This is a genomic window from Nitrosomonas aestuarii, assembly GCF_003046585.1.
Lineage (GTDB): Bacteria > Pseudomonadota > Gammaproteobacteria > Burkholderiales > Nitrosomonadaceae > Nitrosomonas > Nitrosomonas aestuarii.
The window spans coordinates 24,369-43,296 of sequence record NZ_QAAE01000019.1; the positions used below are offsets into that span (position 1 = coordinate 24,369).

Annotated in this window: 12 protein-coding genes; 5 read left to right on the forward strand and 7 right to left on the reverse strand. The window is 46.0% G+C overall.

From position 1 onward, the window contains the following. Positions 1–36: 36 nt before the first annotated feature. A complete protein-coding gene (locus C8R11_RS13190) occupies positions 37–3,678 on the reverse strand; it encodes a hydantoinase B/oxoprolinase family protein (RefSeq protein ID WP_244907688.1) in 3,642 nt (1,213 codons plus the stop codon). 250 nt (positions 3,679–3,928) lie between these two features. Here C8R11_RS13190 and C8R11_RS13195 point away from each other — a divergent pair, with 250 nt between their 5' ends. Beyond that, positions 3,929–6,322, forward strand: a complete 2,394-nt coding sequence (locus C8R11_RS13195; RefSeq protein ID WP_107796108.1) for a penicillin acylase family protein — start codon at positions 3,929–3,931, stop codon at positions 6,320–6,322. On the opposite strand, the gene C8R11_RS13200 is transcribed toward C8R11_RS13195, so the two are convergent. Continuing rightward, complete coding sequence (locus C8R11_RS13200) at positions 6,307–6,636, reverse strand: hypothetical protein (protein WP_107796109.1); 330 nt, start codon at positions 6,634–6,636, stop codon at positions 6,307–6,309. The two genes, C8R11_RS13195 and C8R11_RS13200, sit on opposite strands and share 16 nt — an antisense overlap. After that, on the reverse strand, positions 6,626–6,904 hold the full coding sequence (locus C8R11_RS13205) for a hypothetical protein (RefSeq protein ID WP_107796110.1): 279 nt from the start codon (positions 6,902–6,904) through the stop codon (positions 6,626–6,628). The genes C8R11_RS13200 and C8R11_RS13205 overlap by 11 nt, the downstream gene beginning before the upstream one ends. A gap of 663 nt (positions 6,905–7,567) precedes the next feature. Between C8R11_RS13205 and C8R11_RS13210 the strand changes: the two genes are divergently transcribed. Beyond that, positions 7,568–8,749: a type III PLP-dependent enzyme gene (locus tag C8R11_RS13210; RefSeq protein WP_425320588.1), complete on the forward strand. Its 1,182-nt coding sequence runs from the start codon at positions 7,568–7,570 to the stop codon at positions 8,747–8,749. A 90-nt stretch (positions 8,750–8,839) separates the two neighbouring features. Here the strand turns inward: C8R11_RS13210 and C8R11_RS13215 are convergent, their stop codons facing one another. Both C8R11_RS13215 and C8R11_RS13220 read right to left on the reverse strand, forming a co-directional pair. After that, positions 8,840–9,373: a dihydrofolate reductase gene (locus C8R11_RS13215; protein WP_107796111.1), complete on the reverse strand. Its 534-nt coding sequence runs from the start codon at positions 9,371–9,373 to the stop codon at positions 8,840–8,842. Next, positions 9,370–10,164 carry a thymidylate synthase gene (locus C8R11_RS13220; RefSeq protein ID WP_107796112.1) on the reverse strand — a complete coding sequence of 265 codons (795 nt, stop codon included), beginning with the start codon at positions 10,162–10,164 and terminating at the stop codon, positions 9,370–9,372. The genes C8R11_RS13215 and C8R11_RS13220 overlap by 4 nt, the downstream gene beginning before the upstream one ends. Positions 10,165–10,556: 392 nt before the next feature. Here C8R11_RS13220 and C8R11_RS13225 point away from each other — a divergent pair, with 392 nt between their 5' ends. Next, on the forward strand, positions 10,557–12,026 hold the full coding sequence (locus C8R11_RS13225) for a M17 family metallopeptidase (RefSeq protein ID WP_107796113.1): 1,470 nt from the start codon (positions 10,557–10,559) through the stop codon (positions 12,024–12,026). Positions 12,027–12,039: 13 nt separating this feature from the next. Here C8R11_RS13225 and C8R11_RS13230 read toward each other — a convergent pair whose 3' ends face one another. Continuing rightward, entirely contained in the window at positions 12,040–13,269 is a 1,230-nt protein-coding gene (locus C8R11_RS13230; protein ID WP_107796114.1) for a cyclic di-GMP phosphodiesterase, read from the reverse strand. 233 nt (positions 13,270–13,502) lie between these two features. Between C8R11_RS13230 and acs the strand changes: the two genes are divergently transcribed. Continuing rightward, positions 13,503–15,473, forward strand: a complete 1,971-nt coding sequence (gene acs, locus C8R11_RS13235; protein ID WP_107796115.1) for an acetate--CoA ligase — start codon at positions 13,503–13,505, stop codon at positions 15,471–15,473. A gap of 51 nt (positions 15,474–15,524) precedes the next feature. Beyond that, positions 15,525–16,502 (forward strand): MBL fold metallo-hydrolase, encoded by a 978-nt coding sequence (locus C8R11_RS13240; protein WP_107796116.1) that lies wholly within the window; start codon positions 15,525–15,527, stop codon positions 16,500–16,502. 123 nt (positions 16,503–16,625) lie between these two features. Here C8R11_RS13240 and C8R11_RS13245 read toward each other — a convergent pair whose 3' ends face one another. Continuing rightward, on the reverse strand, positions 16,626–18,842 hold the full coding sequence (locus tag C8R11_RS13245) for a UvrD-helicase domain-containing protein (protein ID WP_107796117.1): 2,217 nt from the start codon (positions 18,840–18,842) through the stop codon (positions 16,626–16,628). Between the last annotated feature and the right edge of the window lie 86 nt (positions 18,843–18,928).

An 18,928-nucleotide genomic window follows, 5' to 3' on the forward strand; every position in this document is an offset into this window, starting at 1 on the left:
TACCCACAACCGGCATATACAAACGTTGTCACCGGATTATTTTTTGTTATGAATTGCTTTGCCATACCCTCCTCCTCCCGGAGTTTCAATTACCATCACATCACCTGGCTCAAGCTGCACACCTGCGCAAGCACCCAGTTCTTCAACAACTGCATTTTTCCGCTCAACCCGGTTACAGCCTGTCACTCCATTTTCACCGCCATGCAATCCAAAAGGCGCAATCCTTCGATGATTGGATAAAATCGCGGCGTGCATTTTGTCGTTAAATCGTATACGTCGGATGACGCCGTCGCCACCTTTATAATAGCCGTTGCCACCGGACCCTTTACGTATCGAAAAGCTTTCAACCAACACAGGATAACGCGATTCGAGTACTTCCGGATCGGTCAGACGTGAATTGGTCATGTGGGTATGTACAGCGCTCTGACCATCGAAATCCGGTCCCGCGCCTGCACCGCCGCAAAGGGTTTCGTAATACTGATACCGGTCGTTACCGAAGGTCAAATTATTCATCGTACCCTGCGCAGCAGCCATTACACCAAGTGCGCCATAAAGCGCATCAGTCACACATTGACTGGTTTCCACGTTACCCGCCACAACAGCCGCAGGAAAAACGGGATTAAGCATGCAACCCTTGGGCACGATGATTTCAATGGGTTTCAGGCAGCCAGCGTTGAGTGGGATCTCGTCCTTAACCAGTGTACGAAAAACATACAGTACAGCGGCGTAGCACACCGGTAACGGCGCATTAAAGTTGTTGGGTCGTTGTGCAGATGTACCGGTGAAGTCGACAATGACTTTGCGTACATGCTTATCAATACGAATCGCCAAGCGGATAATGGAACCGTCGTCCATTTCATACGTGAATTCTCCATCAGAAAGCACATTGAGCACGCGACGCACGCTTTCCTCAGCATTATCCTGCACATGCTGCATATACGCTTCGACGACATTGAGGCCGAAATGATCGGCCATGCTTTTGAGTTGCTGCACACCCTTTTCATTGGCGGCAATCTGTGCGCCGAGATCAGCGATATTCATTTCGGGATTACGCGCCGGATAGGGTTTGCTGGTCAGTAATCGATGGATTTCAGTTCGCAACAATCGATTGTTGCGAACAATCTGAATATTGTCTAATAAAATGCCTTCTTCTTCCACCGTAGTACTGTCCGGCGGCATGGAACCGGGTGTCATGCCTCCGAGATCGGCATGATGGCCGCGTGACGCAACATAAAAAATAATATCGCTATTCTTTTCGTCGAATACCGGCGTAACAACGGTAATATCTGGCAAATGCGTACCGCCGTTATAGGGCGCATTAATGGCATAGACATCACCTGTTTTCATTCCAGGGTGGCGCTCAATCACAGCCTTGACACTTTCTCCCATGCTACCGAGATGTACCGGCATATGTGGCGCATTAGCCACCAGATTACCAAGACGGTCAAATACAGCACAGGAAAAATCGAGTCTTTCCTTAATATTCACTGATAACGCCGTATTCGCAAGTGTTGCACCCATTTGCTCGGCGATCGACATAAACAGGTTGTTGAACACTTCCAGCATCACAGGATCGGCGCATGTGCCGATACTTTCACGTTGCGGCCGCGGTGCATGACGGGTCATCACCAGACTGCCACTCATTTTTCGTTTCACTTGCCAGCCAGACTCAATTACAATTGTGGCATTTGCGTCACTGATAATCGCCGGACCTCGAATGCCATCACCCTCGACTAAGGCTGTCATCGCATATACAGGCGTCTGATGGTTTTGTCCGCCACTGAGCATTATGACGTTTTTCATCGATTGTAACTCCTGACGTTCAACCGTTTTCAACGGAGAAAAATCTACTGTATTATCATTAATATCATGGGTTAAGCCAACTGCCTCAACCGTAGCTGTAGCAATAACAAGGCTGCATTCTGGCTGAACAAAACCAAATTGATGTAGATGCAATGCGACAAAATCTGTACGCAATTGTTCCAGCGGCGCAATCGGCAGCGCCAACGCGGTATCGGCGCCTTGATAGCGCAAATGAATTTTTTTGATGAAGGTAATATTTTTTTCCGCCACGCCCTGATCAGCAACTTCTTTAAAAGTGTCCTTCGCCAGACCATCAAGTATACAATTAGCAGCCCGCAGTGATTCAATGTTGAGTAACGTTTCTATGGTGACGGTTCTGATTGTAGAAATATCGGCGAGTCCCATGCCATAAGCTGACAACACGCCCGCCAATGGGTGGATGAGTATGGATTCCATACCAAGCGCATCAGCCACCAGACAAACATGCTGACCCGCCGCGCCGCCAAAGCCATTGAGTGTGTAACGGGTAATGTCGTGACCTTGTTCAACGGATATCTTCTTGATAGCGTTGGCCATATTTTCAACTGCTATATGGAGAAAACCTTCCGCCACTTGCTCAGGCGTATATTTTTTCCCGCTTGCCACTGTTACATCATTAGCCAGTTGTTTAAACTGCTGCCTTACAACGGCAGCGTCCAGCGGTTCGTTCGCACCCGGTCCAAAAATTCGTGGAAAAAATTCCGGCTGGATTTTTCCAAGCATCACGTTGCAATCCGTAACCGTCAATGGTCCGCCACGGCGATAACATGCCGGTCCGGGATTGGCACCCGCACTGCCGGGACCAACACGGAAACGACTGCCGTCAAAATGCAAAATGGAGCCGCCGCCTGCGGCGACAGTATGAATCGCCATCATCGGTGCACGGATACGTACACCGGCCACATTACCGTCAAAAACACGCTCAAATCCGCCAGTATTGTGATTATAATGACTGACATCGGTTGATGTTCCTCCCATGTCAAAACCAATAATTTTACTGAACCCTGCTTTCACAGCAGTACGCGCCATACCCACCACACCACCCGCTGGACCCGATAAGATACTGTCTTTACCTTGCAGCTTGTCTGCCTGGATCAGGCCGCCACTGGACTGCATAAATAGCAGCCGCGTATCGCCCAGTGTGACTGCAACCTGTTCGACATAGCGTCGCAGTATAGGCGACAGATACGCATCCATCACCGTGGTATCACCGCGCGAAATCAACTTCACTAACGGACTGATCTGATGACTGACGGAAATCTGCGTAAAGCCGATTTGTTCGGCGACACGCGCCGCCGCCAGTTCATGCGCATAAAATCGATAACCATGCATAAATACAACCGCCACAGCCCGAATACCCTGCTGAAAAACACTGTTCAGTGCATCCATGAGCGCCGCTTCATCAAGTTCTCGCAATACCTTACCGTCTGCACTCATCCTTTCATTTACCTCGATCACAGTCTCATACAGCATCTGCGGCAACTGTATATTAAGTTCAAACAATCGCGGGCGATTCTGATAACCAATACGCAAAGCGTCAGCAAACCCTTTGGTGATCACCAGGGCAACCCGCTCGCCTTTACGCTCCAGCAAAGCATTAGTCGCAATGGTGGTGCCCATTTTGACATGATCAATCTGTTGTGAAGGTATGGGTGCATTCGAGACTCCGCCTAAAATTCTGCGAATCCCCTCCAGTGCCGCATCAGAATAATGCTCCAGATTCTCGGAGAGCAGCTTCTGGGTACAATACGTTCCTTGTGGCGAGTGGGCAACAATGTCGGTAAAGGTACCGCCCCGGTCTATCCAGAATTGCCATTTTCCCTTTATTTCCTGCACTTTTATCTCGTTTCTTTATGAAAAATAATTAGTATTGCTTCCATTATCCCGGATTTTCAATTATGCGTAATCGATTACTCCAATTGAATACGCCACACATCTGTTTGCATACTTGACACACTCGTAACCTCGTTTTTTTTCAAAAGAAAAAAGTGTTACAGTATTGATTCTGGTAGGCAGGCACCATGATTCGAGCACTTATTTTAGATAATTTGTTTTCATTATTTTACAAACCTGATATTCATCCGTAATGACACGATTTTTCAGATTTTTTCGCAATGCCTTCATTGTATTGACATGTTGTGGTCTGTTGTTAATCATACTTGCAGGGACACTGTTACGCGGCAGTCTACCGCAGTATGAGGGGAAAGCGCATTTATCCAGCCTGAGCGCACCAGCCACCGTTGAACGCGATACACTTGGCAGTGTGACGATCCGTGGGCAAAATCGGCAGGACCTCGCCAGTACACTCGGGTTTGTGCATGCACAGGAACGTTTTTTTGAAATGGATTTGATGCGCCGACAGGCCGCCGGCGAGCTTGCAGAAATATTTGGCGACAGCGCGGTGCCGCTTGACCTGGAAGCGCGCAAATACCGCATGCGTTCACGTGCCCAGCAAATACTGCGGCAATTACCGGATGATCAGCAACATTTGTTGACCGCGTACCGTTCCGGCGTGAATGCAGGACTTGATGCACTGTCGATGCGTCCTTACCCTTATCTGCTCACACGCACTACACCTGTCAAATGGCGCGAGGAAGACAGCCTGCTGGTTATTTTTTCCATGTTCGTCACACTGAACGAATTTAACAGCAGGCGCGAACTGGGTTTATCTTTCATGCAAGCCGAATTGCCCGATGCGCTATATCAATTTCTGACCGCCAGCGGTGGTTCATTGGACGCGCCGTTGATTGGAGAAGCACTTGAATGGCCACCCATGCCTACACCCGATGATCTCGATCTTAGAAAAAAGAACACACCGTTACCGGTACGCACGTTCATTTATGATGAATCCCTCCCGGGCAGCAACAATTTCGCAGTCTCAGGCACGTTGACTGACGGCGCCGCGCTCGTCGCCAATGATATGCATCTAACACTGCGCGTACCCAATCTATGGTTTCGCACACGATTGATCGAAACCGAAGACAATGACAAAGACAAAAACCATGCTGCAACCCGTATCGATGTCAGCGGCGTCAGTCTGCCCGGTGTGCCATTGAATGTGCTCGGATCCAATCGCCATATCGCCTGGAGTTTTACCAACAGTTACGGCGATTTTATCGACTGGGTACGCGTCAAACTTGACCCGAAGGACACATCGGTTTATCTCGGTTCGTCGGGTTGGCATACTGTTCAGACTTTCGATGAAATCATCACCGTACGCGGGGCAGCTGCAAGAAAAATTACAGTACGTGAAACCGAGTGGGGACCGATTATCACACAGGATTATGATGGCGTTCCACTGGCAATGGCGTGGACGGCGTTTCAGCCCGGAGGCCTTAATCTGAACCTGGTCGAACTCGAGCAGGCGCAAACGGCTGAAGAAGCAGCCGCCATCGCGAAACAAACCGGCATTCCCGCACAAAATTTTATTGTTGGCGACAAAAACGGCCATATCCACTGGACCATTGCCGGCCGTATTCCCGTACGTTCTGGCGACTTTGACTCCAAACTTCCCTCGGACTGGACAGCCCCCGATACCGGATGGCAGGGCTGGCTGGAACCTGTCGATTACCCACATATCCGCAATCCGGAATCGGGCCGTTTATGGACGGCAAACACACGCACCGTAGACCCCGAAACATTAAAAATACTCGGTGATGGTGGGTACGATCTGGGTGCAAGGTCAAGGCAGATTCGTGACAATTTATTTGCTCGCGAACAATTTACCGTAGATGATTTGTATCAAATTCAACTTGATCACCGTGCATTGTTCTTTGTGCGGTGGCATGATTTGCTTACATCCAGCCTAGAGCATGCGGAAAGCACGACAACTTTTCATCAGATGGCAAGCGTTTTGAAGAACTGGGACGGCCGTGCAGCAGTTGATTCTGTTGCGTACAAAATTATACGAAGCTTCCGGCATGAAGTGATCAATACATTATTAAATGCATTTACGGCTGAAATTAAACTTCGCCATCCAGCTTTTGAACTCCCACGTTTAAGCCAGGTCGAGCATGCCATCTGGCAACTCATCGAAGAACGACCCATGCATTTGTTGCCAGCCAACTATGAAAACTGGGATGCACTGATACAGCAATGTATTCAACAGGTAATCGCAAAATTGCAAAAACAATCCGGCGATATCACCACGCGTACGTGGGGAGAAGTCAATGCGGCGAATATCAGGCATCCTCTCAGCCAACACCTGCCTGCGTGGATTGCAAACCAGCTTAACATGCCGCCGGACCCCCTCCCCGGCGACTTTCACATGCCACGTATTCAAACACCTGATTTTGGCGCCTCACAACGATCTGTCGTTGCGCCCGGCAAAGAAGAGGAAGGTTATTTTGATATGCCGGGGGGACAAAGCGGTCATCCGCTCTCACCTTATTATGGCAGCGGGCATACTCACTGGATATCGGAAAATCCGACACCCTTTTTACCCGGAAAAGCAGAACAAACGCTCTATCTTATTCCATAAAATACGCAGTGCTCCCAAAACTGTGTCTGTGACCAAGGCATGATCCAGTCTGCCGCAACTTTCAGCGCGTTTCTTGCGGTTTCATCGGGAGTCAACACATACTTGCCTTTGGACACGGCACGCTGCTCCGGTTCCAGAGCTAATAACGGATAAAGATCCGGTTGTGGGCTGTTCTCAACCTCATGTTCGATACGTTCTACCAAATAATCCCGGTAAAAATGTTCAAATAAATGTCGCGTACTATCACGCAACACATTCATAGCGTAATAGCTGAACGATTGAATTTTCTCATTTTTAACGCCTTCATCCCTCATGGTACACATCCAGCACGCACCCTGAATGCATCGGCCTAATATGCAGATTTTCGGTCATCGCTGCAGACAAATCCGCTCTGATGTGCGTCATTTGTTTTCTGACTATATACGCAGGCACAAACAATGGCCGATCGTTAATACCGGCACGCCGTAGAATTTCCGGTATTTCATCACTTTCAGGATTGCTCCAGACGATGCCCCCTAACGCCAGCTCCGTCTTATCCTTACAGACCTTACAACATTGTGGTGGTTTAATTTTACCGGACACCTGTCCAATCGCAGTTGAAATGCTCTCAGGTATTTAATATTAACCACGAATAATCAGATTCTGGTGTAGTTTTGATTATCTGTCACTCCTCTAAAATTTAATCATTACGGAATGACACAGAATTTCTAATACTCCCGTCAACTGTACTAGCACTTCACCAATTGACGACCCTCTCGTAAATGCTGCAAAGCACATATTACAGATAATTCTGAGTTATAAGGCCAATTTATGGTTTTATTTGAATAATATTCAAACCATAAACGCACTTAAAATTCTCAACACGGCAAAACATTGTCGGTTCTTTTCCACTTGAGAAATTTCACTCTCAGATAGGAGCTTAGTCGCATATGTTCAGAGCATATGTGAGAAATGACGCATGTGGATTCGAAAAACTTGAACCGGATAGTGTCACATGCAGAATCATCCAAATATACTGATAGCTATATCGCTAATTTATATGTTGTCTGGAAATTTGAGTAAGGTTTTTCTGTAGCAGACAAAAAAAGCTTGATTTCAGAAAAATGCAGACTATAATGCGGGCAATTTCAATTTACGGTAACCATGAGGAAATAACATGACATGTTGTAATAATGCTTATATATCCATTGAATTAACCAATATCCACATCCCTGTAACATAGCTTTCTTTAAAAGGAAAATTCGCATGCTCATACCTATCTCTTCCGCCGCTTTTCAAAAGCAGTCTCAACCTGAAGTACTGTTTGACACCCATCCTGAAGTCAGCTTGGACTTCAACCTTGTTAAAGAAAAACTATTACAGGGTTATAACAATCCATTCTTAATGGTTGATAGCAGCATCATTCGTCAGAAAACACGCCGTTTCATGGCTGCCATGCCGCGCGTGCGACCACACTATGCTGTCAAAGCCAATCCGGACCACCGGGTACTTAAAACGTTGATAGAAGAAGGCGCCGGTTTCGAAATTGCTTCTATTGCTGAACTCGATCTTTTACTTGAACTGGGGGTACCCGCTGTAGAAATTTTTTACAGCAATCCAATGAAATCTCGCGCTTACCTGGAGTATGCTGCATCAAAAGGGGTTGAATGGTATGTACTTGATAGCGTGGAAGAATTACAAAAAATCGTAAGCGTCAAACCGGATGCAAAAATGTATCTGCGCATAGACACCCCGAATATCGGCAGCGATTGGCCACTGGCCGGAAAATTCGGCACACATCTAGCCGATATCAGCTTCATCATTGAAACAGCGGTCAAACTGAAAGCTGACCTGGCTGGTGTTACGTTTCACGTTGGATCGCAATGCCGCAATCCACAAAACTGGCGCGTGGGTATTGAACGTGCGGTCAAAGTTTTTACCGACATGCGCCAAGCAGGCCTTAACCCACGTCTGTTGAATATTGGCGGTGGCTATCCGGTTCGCCATCTGAAACCGATTCCATCCATAGAAGTGATCGCAGAAGTGATTAATGAGGCGATTGCCGAATTACCAGAAACATTTCGAATTATTGCTGAACCAGGCCGCTACCTGGTTTCTGACTCAGCCTATTTTGTCTGTCAGGTGGTTGGAACTGCAACACGCAACGGTAAACGCTGGATGTATTGGGATGCAGGTATGTTTGGTGGCATGATAGAAGTCACCGAAGGTCTTAATTACGAAGTAATTACTGATCGCACCGGAAATTCCGTACCCTGGTCTATTGCTGGCCCCACCTGCGATTCAGTGGACATCCTAATGCATGATATCATGCTGCCAGCCGACATACAGGAAGGTGACTTGATTTATGTACCCAATACAGGCGCATATACAACAGCCTATGCCAGCAATTTTAATGGATTTCCGTTGCCTGATGTCGTTGTGATTTAACAATCGGAATTAATCATATAAATACAGTCCAAACTGGTGAAAGAATTCAGTTAATGAATTTTTTCACCAGTTCATATCAACGAAATGTTTTCAGTTATGTTTTTTACGCTCCCATATCACAAAGTGATATTCCAGTTGCGAAGTAGCTGCCGTTTTAACTTCCGAGAAATGCCGCTCACGTGATTTCTCAAACCATTCATTCTGATCAAATTCTGGAAAATAAGTATCGCCATCAAATACTTGCTGTATTTCCGTAATGTACATGCGTAGCGATAATGCTAACGTCTGCTGATAGAGATCAGCACCGCCAATGATAAACTGTTCACATTTATCACCTGATGCGTCGGAGGGTTGGCTTATATTCAGAGCCTCCTCTAGCGAATGAACAATGGTTGCGCCAGCCACATTATAATCTGTCTGATTCGTCACAATAATATTGCGGCGTCCAGGCAATGGCCGACCTATGGATTCATAGGTTTTGCGGCCCATTATGATAGTATGACCCATGGTCAACAATTTGAAACGCTTCAAATCTGCGGGCAAATGCCAGGGAAGACCATTATTTTTTCCGATTACCCTGTTTTTGGCCATTGCGACCAGTATTGATAAGCAAGGTGCGCTCATACAGCAATCGGTGCCTTTATTGCCGGATACGGATGATAGCCTTTTAGCGTAAAATCTTCATATCTAAAGTTAAATATATCTGTGACGGCGGGGTTTAGTTGCATCACAGGCAATTCTCTCGGTTCCCTGGTGAGCTGCGTTTGTGCCTGCTGGATATGATTCAGATAAAGATGCGCGTCACCTAACGTATGCACAAACTCCCCTGCCTGCAAATCACACACCTGAGCAACCATCATTGTCAACAACGCATAAGATGCAATATTAAAAGGCACACCCAGAAAAACGTCAGCACTTCTTTGATAAAGCTGACACGAAAGCTTCCCAGCAGCCACATAAAACTGAAACATCGCATGGCATGGCGGCAGTACCATTTCATTCAAATCGCTCACATGCCATGCCGAAACAATCATGCGCCGGGAATCTGGTGTTTTCTTAATTTGGTCAATAACCTGTTGTATCTGATCTACTGCTTGCCCATCCTTGCCCGTCCATGCGCGCCATTGCCGCCCATATACAGGTCCCAGATCACCACTTTCATCAGCCCATTCATCCCATATGGAAACGCCATGATCTGTTAGATACTGGATATTCGTATCACCTCGCAAGAACCATAATAATTCATGAATAATTGATTTCAGGTGGCATTTTTTGGTTGTTACCAACGGAAAGCCATCAGCCATATTAAAACGCATCTGGTAACCAAAGACAGAAAGTGTCCCTGTACCGGTGCGATCCGTTTTTTTATGGCCATCCGCCAAAATATGACGCATTAACTGAAGATACTGCTGCATGAGCGCTTCTATAAAAAAATATTCGTAATTCGTTATCGAGCCAAGTAATTCGCAGGCAAATTACATACATAATCAAGCTAAGCATAATATAATAGCATTCTTAATTAAAAGACATAAACTTTGAACTTGCGAACTATGATGCACAATTCACTTCTGCCATCGCAGTCAAGAAGCACTGATCAATTCCCCGTTAAGCATTATTTTGCACTGACGTAATCGCTATTCGAATGACGCTCGACGACTTGTTTTTTTTCTTAAACCACTTGCTTTATCATTTTGTGCAGCAAATTGATCATGATCATTCGGTCATATATGCATAAGAAACAACCGTAATCCCAACAATATGACAAACTTCGTCATGCAAAATTTCATATTCAACAGGAAAGCAATCAATGCTGGCTACACTTATCCAGAATTCTTCATTACTTGATCCGACAACGGATGCCTCCCATATACTGGTCATATTACCCAAACTGGAGAAATTACCTAAAAAATATACTATTCCAGGTGAAGACACACTCAAGAAACTGCTGGAACGCCGTCGCTTAAGACTGAGTAAAATCAGTGAAACACCGGTCAGCGCCAATCTGGAAAATGGTGCATTCTGTTCATGGGTCATGATAGATACCAACAAACAGATATTTGAACAGCAAACCGCTGTACGCAAAGCAATTCAACAATTACTGACTGAAAATCCAGAAGAAATACATCTCGCAGTCTATGGCAACAACAACCAAAAACATCACTTCTCTGAAGTCGCGGTTTATACTGCCTGGGTCAATGGCGCGGCACTGCCTGTTCGCAAACAAAAACCAGAAAGATCATCACTTACTCATATCCATTTGTACGGTCACAAAGACGCCGGGAATTTTACATTACAACGTGCACTTGCAGAAGGTAATCTACTGGCGCGTGGCTTAACGATTTTACCGCCAAACGAACTTACCCCTAGAACTTATTGTGAGCAAATCAAAAAACTGGCCAAAAATGAAGGATGGACATATCAGGAACATGCACTCAACGAGCTCAGACAAATGGGTGCTGGCGCATTTGTAGCAGTAGCACAGGGCAGCGACCCTGAAGAGGCTGCGATTGTTCACTTACACTATACAGGCAGCAAAGAAAAACCGCATAAACATATTTCTCTGGTTGGAAAAGGTATTTGCTTTGATACCGGAGGCCATAATTTAAAACCACCCCGCTACATGCAAGGCATGCATGAGGATATGAATGGCTCAGCAGTTGCGCTCGGCATTTTATTAGCGGCGACACGTGCAGACCTGTCTCTCGAAATTGACTGCTGGCTGGCCATCGCACAAAATAATATCGGCCCACATGCCTATAAACAGAATGATGTCATTACTACGTTAAATGGATTGACGATTGAAATCGTACATACCGATGCCGAGGGACGATTGGTACTGGCAGATACGCTAACATTAGCCGAAAAGCAGAAACCTGATATCATCATTGACTTTGCAACACTGACTGGCAGCATGCATACTGCATTGGGTTCACGCTATTGTGGTATTTTCAGCAATCAGGAAAATCTTGCACAAAAAGCTATCGCCGCCGGAAAAAAAAGCGGCGAACGTATTTGTGTTTTTCCGATGGACTCAGACTATGACGAGAGTCTGGAAAGTAAGATAGCAGACATTAAACAATGCGAACTGGGCGGCGAATTTGATCATATTCTTGCAGCACGCTTTCTCAATCGCTTTGTCAACGATGTACCCTGGATACATATGGACCTCTCAGCCAGCAGCCATAAGGACGGTTTGGGTGCGGTAGGCAGTGATGTCACCGGTTTTGGTGTTAGCTGGGCAATTGAATTGTTAAAAGAATTTAATACCTCCAGTTAATAATATGGGAAAGCTAACCGAACTTGTCGTCCCTAAGTTGGTGGAGTATCAGGTAGATTTTTTCTAAATCGAGTCCCCACTGCTGAGGATTTTCCGCACTTACGACGCTATCCGTTGATTTTGACAAATCCACGATTTCAAATGGAATGTGGCAATTTGAGTGAATAGAAAAAAATACTTTTACCACAGGCATAACAAGGCTCTTTTCAGATTGTTCAATCACGATACCCAATCGATCGGATTTTAATTTCAACAATGTCCCAATGGGATAAATACCAATGGTTTTGACAAATGCATGAAATACAGTTTCATCAAAATGACCGCCCTTCCATTCCGCCATCTTTTTAATGGCCTCCGCTGGCTCCCAACCTTTTTTATAGCAGCGTTCAGAACTGATGGCATCGTACACGTCACAAATAGACCCCATTCGAGCGTACAATGTCAAATTATTCGCTGACAGTTTCTCGGGATACCCTTTACCGTCCATTCGTTCATGGTGATGTAAACATACATCCAGTGCAGGTTCATTGACCTGGAATACTGTTTTAAGTATTTCCCACCCTCTGCGTGGGTGATTTTTAACAATTGCAAACTCATCTTCCGTCAGCTTCCCCGGTTTGTTCAGCACTTTGCCAGGGATTACCATTTTACCAATATCATGCAGCAGTCCCGCGACACCCACTTGTTTTAACGCAGCGCCTTGTAACCCCAGTTGCTTGCCAAGTGCGATCATTAGCACACACACCGCAACTGAATGCAGATAGGTATACTCATCTGCGGTTTTCAATCTAATCAAACTGAGCATCGCATTGGCATTGCGCGACATGGAATGGTTGATTTCATCGACCAGAACAACTGCTTCTTCAACCCGAACTGCCTTACCCATACGCACTTCATTAAACATGGCGGTCACGGCTTCTTTAGTTTTTACATGGATCTTTTTCGCTGTCTGCAGTTCCTCTTCAACCGGTACCTTTATGATTTTTGTAGTAACAACCAGTACCGGCTGATCAGTTTGTTTGTCCGGCTGAGCGCGATCAGAAGTAACGGGGTTCATTACGTCCAGACCTTTATCCGAATCTATCCACAATTCTTTCACCTTGCTATTTTTAAGTTTATGCAGATCCTTTTGTTCCGACAGCAAAAACGAATTCGTCCAGAACGGATGCTCCATCCAGTCTCCACCAATTTTATGGATGTACATGCCTAAACGAATATCATTGATACCAATCTTTTTTAGCATAAATTTGAAAAAGCTTTTATCATGATAAACGCATGGATTTTTTATAGTGAAGAATGTTTTTTTGATTACCCATAATCAACCAGCCTGTATACTGCAAACAATAATACTCTACATGCAATAATTATGAACGCTGGAATTGCGCTATTGTTGTTGATAGTCTCTCAGGCATTATCAATAACAAGTTAAATGTCAGTGGTACAATCTTGCCAGGTATCCCTTACTGGAGTCGCACTATGTCAACTATTGAATCTATTTTAAAAGAATCTCGTATTTTTCCACCAAGTACAAATTTTGTCCAGCAAGCCAATGTATCTGGTTTGGAAGCTTATCAGTCACTCTGCAATCAGGCCGAAACAGACTATCAGGCTTTCTGGGCCGAACAGGCCAAAGCACATATCCACTGGCACAAACCCTTCACACAAACACTCGATGATAGCAATCCGCCTTTTTTCAAATGGTTCAATGATGGTGAATTAAATATTTCTTACAACTGTCTTGATCGCCATTTGGCTCAGCAGCCCGACAAAGTCGCCATTATTTTTGAATCCGACGAAGGTGAAGTAATTCATGCAACTTTCCGTGATCTTCACCAGCGTGTCTGCAAACTGGCCAATGCTTTGAAAGCGAAAGGCTTAAAAAAAGGTGATTGTGTCGTGATTTATATGCCAATGCGTATAGAAGCCGTGGTCGCAATGCAGGCCTGTGCACGCATAGGCGCAATTCATTCGGTCGTATTCGGCGGGTTTTCATCCAAAAGTCTGCACGAACGCATTATCAATGCAGGTGCTAAAGCGATTATCACTGCTGACGAACAGGTACGTGGCGGCAAACACCACGCACTCAAGGCAACCGTGGATGAAGCTATCAATAAGGGTGGCACCGAAACTGTCAAAACAGTCATTGTGTATCAGCGTTCAGGTTCCACCAAGGTACCTTTTGAACCACCACGTGATGTCTGGTGGCATGAAATTACGCAAAAGGCCAGTTCCGAGTGCGAGCCGGAGTGGGTCACTGCCGAACATCCGCTGTTTACGTTGTACACTTCGGGATCGACAGGCAAACCCAAAGGAGTTCAGCATTCCAGCGCCGGCTATTTGTTAGGTACAATGATCAGTATGCAATGGGTTTTTGATTACAAACCATCCGATATTTTCTGGTGCACAGCTGATGTCGGATGGATTACCGGTCACAGCTATGTTGCTTACGGACCGCTTGCCGTGGGCGCAACACAGGTTATTTTTGAAGGTGTCCCGACTTTTCCACATGCAGGAAGATTCTGGGAAATAATCGACAAACATCAGGTAACCACATTTTACACAGCACCGACAGCGATTCGTTCACTGATCAAACTCGGAGCGGATTTACCTGAAAAATACAATTTATCTTCACTACGTTTACTGGGTTCAGTTGGCGAACCCATTAACCCGGAAGCGTGGATGTGGTTTTATGAAAAAGTAGGCCATTCCCGCTGCCCGATCGTGGACACATGGTGGCAAACTGAAACCGGCAGTCATATGATTGCGCCGATACCCGGTGCGGTCTCACTTATACCCGGTTCCTGTACTTTGCCGTTACCCGGCATTGTTGCCGCAGTTGTAGACGAAACTGGCCAGGATGTTGAAAACGGAAAAGGTGGTTTTCTGGTAATCAAAAAACCTTTCCCATCTCAAATCCGCACACTTTGGAACGATCCTGAACGCTTTAAGAAAGCTTATTTTCCCGAGGATATCGGCAAGGGTAAATATTATCTGGCAGGAGACTCTGCCTACCGTGATGAACAGGGTTATTTCTGGATCATGGGCCGCACTGACGATGTACTCAATGTTTCAGGCCATCGCCTGGGCACGATGGAAATTGAATCTGCGCTAGTAGCAAACCCGCTGGTAGCAGAAGCCGCCGTGATTGGCAAACCACATGATATTAAAGGTGAAGTAATTGTTGCCTTTGTTGTGCTGAAGGGAGACTATCCACAAGGGGACGATAAAACGCGCATTACTACTGAACTGCGGAACTGGGTTGCTCAGGAAATTGGACCCATCGCCAAACCCGAAGAAATACGATTCGGTGAGAATCTACCCAAAACACGCTCCGGTAAAATTATGCGACGTTTATTACGTGCATTGGCCAAAGGTGAAGAAATCACACAGGATATTTCCACACTTGAAAACCCCGCCATTATGGATCAATTAAAACAAACAAATTAATTGCCTATATATACACGCTTCACTGAATAAAACATTTAAAACTAAAACAGCATGACTTCTTCACTCTCTACTGACTTTACCCATGGCATCAGTGCTATTGATGCCCAGTTTCATCGACCCCAACGCGCCGCCATTCACCTGATTGAAGAAAATGGCAAGATGGCGCTAGTTGATACTGGTACTGCTTTTTCGATCCCGGGTGTACTGAGCGTTCTTGAAGAAAAAAACCTGGCTATTGAAGATGTTGACTATGTCATACTCACCCACATCCATCTTGATCATGCGGGTGGCGCCAGCGAATGTATGCGTTGTTTTCCCAATGCAAAACTGGTCGTACATCCGCGTGGCGCACGCCACATGGCTGACCCCACCAAGCTAATCGCCGGGGCAATCTCGGTTTACGGTGAGGCTGAATTTAAACGTGTCTACGGAGATATACATGCCATTGATGAAAAACGCATTATCGAAGCGCCTGATGAAAGCCGTATCAATCTGAACGGACGTTCTTTGCTATTTATTGATACGCCAGGGCATGCACGCCACCACAACTGTATTTACGATGAACAAAGCAATGCTTTTTTTACAGGAGACACATTCGGCGTGTCCTATCGCGAACTGGATGTCAACGGCAAGGAATTTGTCTTTCCGACCACCACGCCTGTACAATTTGACCCTGATGCTGCACACGCTTCATTAAACCGTATCATGCACTTCAAGCCGGAATACGCTTTCCTCACACATTACAGTCGCATCGGTAACCTGATCCAGCATGCTGAATGCATGCATAACTTGATTGATGCACATGTCGAAATTGCCCGTAATGCTGATGAAATCAATAGTCGCAGAAGCAACGCGAACAGATTTAATGCAATCTCAACAGCACTGGAATCACTACTGTTACAACGCCTCAAGAAACATGGTTGCCAAATGCCACAAACAGAAATCGTCAGCCTGTTAAGCGCCGATATTCGATTGAACACTATGGGCCTCGAACACTGGCTAAACCACTCAGACCAAACTGTCAGTTAACAGTCTCGCTTATTTATGCTCCGTTGCAATTCTGCAGCACTGCCCTTATATAAAAACATGCTTCAGAGTCTTATAACTGCCATCCTCAAATATGAATAGACATCGCGACAAATATAAACTGGTCTAAACCGGCGTTAGTCGCGCATACTCCAGCATCAACCATTTGGTGCCAGCACGACCAAAATTCACTTGTACCCGCGCATCACTGCCACTGCCTTCATAATCAAGAATAACACCCTCTCCAAATTTGATATGCGCCACAGTCTGACCAATACGCCATTGCCCCTCTACCGGTAATTCCCGGTTGAATGGATCTTTTTTTCTAACCTCGACTGCTGATCGTGTACCCAAATCCTTAGTGGTAAACGAACGATCAAAACTGAAACCATCCCCAGCAGGCGATCTGAGCCATTTCAAAAATTTTTCCGGAATTTCATCTAAAAACCGGGAAGGAATGTTGTAACGCGTTTGTCCGTGCAGCATACGGCTTTGCGCAAGACTCAGATACAGGCGGCGGCGCGCACGCGTCATGGCAACGTACATCAAGCGCCGTTCTTCTTCAAGACCGTTTTTTTCGTTCAGACTATTTTCATGTGGAAACAACCCTTCTTCCAATCCGCTCAAAAATACAGAATGAAATTCAAGACCTTTGGAAGCGTGTATAGTCATCAGTTGCAGCGCATCCTGGCCACTGCCTGCCTGGTGTTCACCTGCCTCAAGCGAAGCATGGGCAAGAAATGCCGTCAGACTGCCATCTTCAGCTTCATGTACAAAACTGATTGCCGCGTTGACAAGTTCATGCAGATTTTCCAGCCTGTCCGCGCTTTCGCGCACTGTCTGATAATGCCCCATTAACCCACTTTGAACCAACATACGCTCTACAATTTCCGCCAACGGTAAATTTTCCCAACCTTGACGCATAACTTGAATCAATCCGACAAACCCCGCCACACCTCTTTTATTTTTCGCGTCGCTTTCGACAGCTGTTGCAGCTTCACCACATCGGTGAAGGGCGGCCGCCCACAGGCTACTATTTTGCTGGCGCGCTTCATCCTGTAATTGCTCCAGGCTACGCGCGCCGATACCCCGCGCAGGAAAATTAATAACACGCAGTAATGCATTATCATCTTCAGGATTAGCAATCAAACGCAAATAAGCCAGTGCATGTTTGACTTCCATGCGTTCAAAAAAGCGCATACCACCATACACACGATACGGCAATGCCGCCTTGAACAGGGTGTGCTCAAGCACTCTGGACTGCGCATTGGCACGATATAACAGCGCAATTTGTGATAGCGGAACACCATCTACATGCAATGCCCTGATTTCATCAACGATGAAGCTGGCCTCGTCAAAATCATTGAATGCACGATAGACACGCAGCGGCTCACCCATACCCTCCGCTGTCCATAAATTTTTTCCCAGGCGTTCGGTATTGTTTTCGATCAGTGCATTGGCGGCATCCAGTATATTCCCATGCGAGCGGTAGTTCTGTTCCAGTTTGATCACTTTAGATATACCAAAATCGCGCTCAAAATCCTTCATGTTTCCGGTATCCGCTCCCCGGAATGCATAAATACTCTGGTCGTCATCACCGACAACAAACACAGCTGCAGCATGCTTGGTGCCTACACCCGCCAACAGCTTAAGCCAGTTATACTGCAACCGATTCGTATCCTGAAATTCATCCACCAGGATATAATCAAAACGCTCGCGATAGTGATTACGCAGGATTTCATTTCGAGTGAGCAGTTCATAACTACGTAACAGTAATTCGGCAAAATCTACCACGCCTTCCCGGTTACATTGCTGTTCATAGGCCAGATAAAAATCCAGCAAATGACTGGAAAATGGATCATCCACAATTACATCGGCTGCACGCTGACCAGATTCTTTCGCATTATTGATAAACCACTGTACTTGCCTTGGTGGAAACCGTTTGTCATCGACTGAAAGGCTTTTCAAAATGCGCTTGATCGTGGCTAACTGATCGGCCGTATCGAGAATCTGGAATGTCTGCGGCAACCCGGCTTCCTGATAATGTGCGCGCAGCAACCGATGACATAAGCCGTGGAATGTACCCATCCACATACCGCGTGTATTGACTGGCAGCAGGGCATGAATACGCGTCAGCATTTCTTTAGCAGCCTTGTTGGTAAAAGTTACTGCCAGAATACTAAAAGGACTAACCTGACCTGACTGAATCAAATACGCAATACGCGTGGTTAACACACGCGTCTTGCCACTACCAGCACCCGCCAATACGAGTACCGATTGATGCGGCAGTGTAATCGCTTCTAGCTGTTGAGTATTCAGATCTGCGAGCAACGAAGAAGACATGAAATGCGTTACTTTAAATTAATCGATAAACTGAACAACTTCAAAATGGAAGTTTTCGCGCCATACTATATGCTCTAGAACCACTG

What these genes read in the sequence shown, in the direction of transcription:
- C8R11_RS13195 (WP_107796108.1), top strand. Translation starts at nt 3,929, where the DNA reads ATGACACGATTTTTCAGATTTTTTCGCAATGCCTTCATTGTATTGACA.
- C8R11_RS13200 (WP_107796109.1), bottom strand. Translation starts at nt 6,636, where the DNA reads ATGAGGGATGAAGGCGTTAAAAATGAGAAAATTCAATCGTTCAGCTAT.
- C8R11_RS13210 (WP_425320588.1), top strand. Translation starts at nt 7,568, where the DNA reads ATGCTCATACCTATCTCTTCCGCCGCTTTTCAAAAGCAGTCTCAACCT.
- C8R11_RS13215 (WP_107796111.1), bottom strand. Translation starts at nt 9,373, where the DNA reads ATGAGCGCACCTTGCTTATCAATACTGGTCGCAATGGCCAAAAACAGG.
- C8R11_RS13220 (WP_107796112.1), bottom strand. Translation starts at nt 10,164, where the DNA reads ATGCAGCAGTATCTTCAGTTAATGCGTCATATTTTGGCGGATGGCCAT.
- C8R11_RS13225 (WP_107796113.1), top strand. Translation starts at nt 10,557, where the DNA reads ATGCTGGCTACACTTATCCAGAATTCTTCATTACTTGATCCGACAACG.
- C8R11_RS13230 (WP_107796114.1), bottom strand. Translation starts at nt 13,269, where the DNA reads ATGCTAAAAAAGATTGGTATCAATGATATTCGTTTAGGCATGTACATC.
- acs (WP_107796115.1), top strand. Translation starts at nt 13,503, where the DNA reads ATGTCAACTATTGAATCTATTTTAAAAGAATCTCGTATTTTTCCACCA.
- C8R11_RS13240 (WP_107796116.1), top strand. Translation starts at nt 15,525, where the DNA reads ATGACTTCTTCACTCTCTACTGACTTTACCCATGGCATCAGTGCTATT.
- C8R11_RS13245 (WP_107796117.1), bottom strand. Translation starts at nt 18,842, where the DNA reads ATGTCTTCTTCGTTGCTCGCAGATCTGAATACTCAACAGCTAGAAGCG.